Genomic DNA, 2,381 nt, shown 5'->3' with positions numbered 1-2,381 from the left:
TACTTCTGATTCTGATGAAGATTGTGATTTAGACACTACTTCTGACTCGGATTGCGAGTTTGATGCAGAGTTTGAGAATGATTGCGATTGAGAAGCAGATTCAGAATCATTCATCTTAACGAAGTAATAGTTCACATCAGTTGATGGTTTAATCGCAGTTGGAATTGAGTAGTTGTTTGAGAATGATGAATAACCCTTCAATTCAGAGTATACTTTTCCGTTTGGTGCTGTTGGGTCATTCGCAACAGATCCTTCTGCTTGGATTTCTGGAACTTTACCAGCGATTACGTTGTAACTGTTATTACCAGCTCCGGCAGGTGTCAATGATGTGCTTGGAGCACCTTTGAATGGACGTGGATAAGTATGTAGAGTTCCGTCCATTTGTTTATAAGTATCTGTCTCAGTAGCAGACTGCCAACCAGTGATAATGAGTGATTTGCTTCCAGCTGTTTCGTTGACTTCAATATAGTAGTCACCATTTTTGCTGTTTACTTTTGTAACTTTTGTCTCATCAGCTTTCCACTCTTCACCAGCTTTGTTAACTTTACTTGTATAGATTAGTGTGTACTTAGATACATCTTCAGTACCAATATCTGATGTAGCAAAATTGTTAACCTGTGATGGATCAAGGGCGTAGAATTTCGTTACAGTTGAGCCATCAGTATCAACGATTTCAGAAATACGTTTCACGTAGTAGTGGTTTGCTCCACCTTGAAGTTCGACAAGTTTTTGTCCAACAACACCCTTACCGAGAATACCTGATGTTTTTTGAGTTGTATCTGTTGTGGCAGCTACAGGTTTGTAACCAGCAACATCACGATTTCCTGAGGCTGTGAATTGTTGCCCTGCAAGACCTGTTTGAGTATAGCTTGCAAGAACTGTTTCATTTCCAGTTGGTTTGTATGTTTGACCTTCTGTGTACTTGCTACTGTCAACGACTTTATAGTAAGTTGTTTGATCAGCTTTAGCATAAGGAACAGAAGTTTGAACGTTTTGTTTGTCTTCACCTTGGTTACCTGGGTAGTTAGTATCACGGATTTGAAGTGTTTCATACTCAAGGTTAGCATTTACCAATGAGAAGGTAACGTTACCTGGATTAGTTCCGTTAGCAGCTGCGTATGTCAAAGTGTTAGTTACATCAGAGTTATTGTTTGTGATGTAGCTTGGAAGTGAGATATTGCTTTCTCCCGCTTTGATTGTACGAGTGTAAACTTCTGAACCATCAGACTTCTTAACGATACGCAAGTAAACATCTGGGTTAGCTGAAAGGCTACCTGTGATTGCTGAACGGTCTACTGAAAGTGTAGCGTAGTAATCAAAGTTTGTTTTAGCACCAGTAGCGTGGTTTGTTTTAAGGAATTGCCATACACCGAAAGTGAAACGATCTGTGTTTGGATCCAAAGCATAACCAGCTTCATTGAAGGCTGCATCTTCAATCGTTGCACCATTAGCATTTGAAATAACTGGGTTAGTATCTACACTACCAGTAGTGCTTGTTGAGATTGGTGCCAACTGTGCAGTAACTGCTGCAACACCGTTAACTACTGAGTTACCTGTGAAACCGTTGTCAGTAATCTTAGTCATCATGTTATCAACAGCGTTACCAAGGCGCTCACGTTGTTCTGCGTAAGCAGCGTTTGTTGCTGATGCAGCAAGCAATGTTGTTGATTTAGCAACTTCTTCTTGAACTGTTGCGATAGCAGTTTGGATTTCAGCTTTAGCTACTGTATCAGTCAACTTAGCTTGGTAATCTTTAGCGATACCTACAAGCAATTCTGCTTCTGAAACGTTTTGATCCAAGATAGTTTTTTCATCTTCTTGAGTAGCTGTTTCTGATGCAGTTGCAGCTGTTGAAGTTGCTGATTCTGAAGCTGAAGATGATTCTGAGTTTGAACCACTGTTGCTTTCAGTGTGTGATTGGCTTTCAGAAGTTGAGTTCACTTTGCTAAGTGATACAGATTCTGAAATAGCTTGTGACAATTCTGCTGATACAGATTGTGATACTGAAACTGAAGCATCTGTGCTTGCTTGAGCGTCAACTGAAGAGCTTGTAGACTCTTGACTAGCTGATGCTGGAGCTTCTGAAGCTACTGTTTCTGATACTGGAGCAGCGCTCAAGGCAACTGAATCTGAGTTAGCAATGATATCATGATTTGTAGTTGCTTGGCTTTCCATAGCTGGTGCAGTTGTTTCTTCGGCTTGAGCAGTGTAAGTTGCTACTGCGCCACCTGCCACAGCACCTGCTGCTGCAATCCCTTTAAGAAGAGCTGTACCTGAAAGAAGAGAAGATTTTTCTTCTACATTTTGAACTGTTACTGACGGAGCATCTGCGCCACCTTTAACAACTTTGAAAAGTCCAAAGTTAGATGTTGCAGCACGAA

Annotated in this window: 1 protein-coding gene; it reads right to left on the bottom strand. The window is 40.8% G+C overall.

Translation table 11 applies throughout. The features are described 5' to 3' along the window. The coding region (locus HMPREF2867_RS08595; protein WP_141751020.1) for an accessory Sec-dependent serine-rich glycoprotein adhesin at nt 1–2,381 on the bottom strand (2,381 nt) is incomplete at both ends.

This window comes from Streptococcus sp. HMSC064H09, from assembly GCF_001812625.1.
Lineage (GTDB): Bacteria > Bacillota > Bacilli > Lactobacillales > Streptococcaceae > Streptococcus.
Note: the sequence above shows the minus strand (reverse complement) of the source record. Positions and strands in the feature narration are given on the sequence as shown.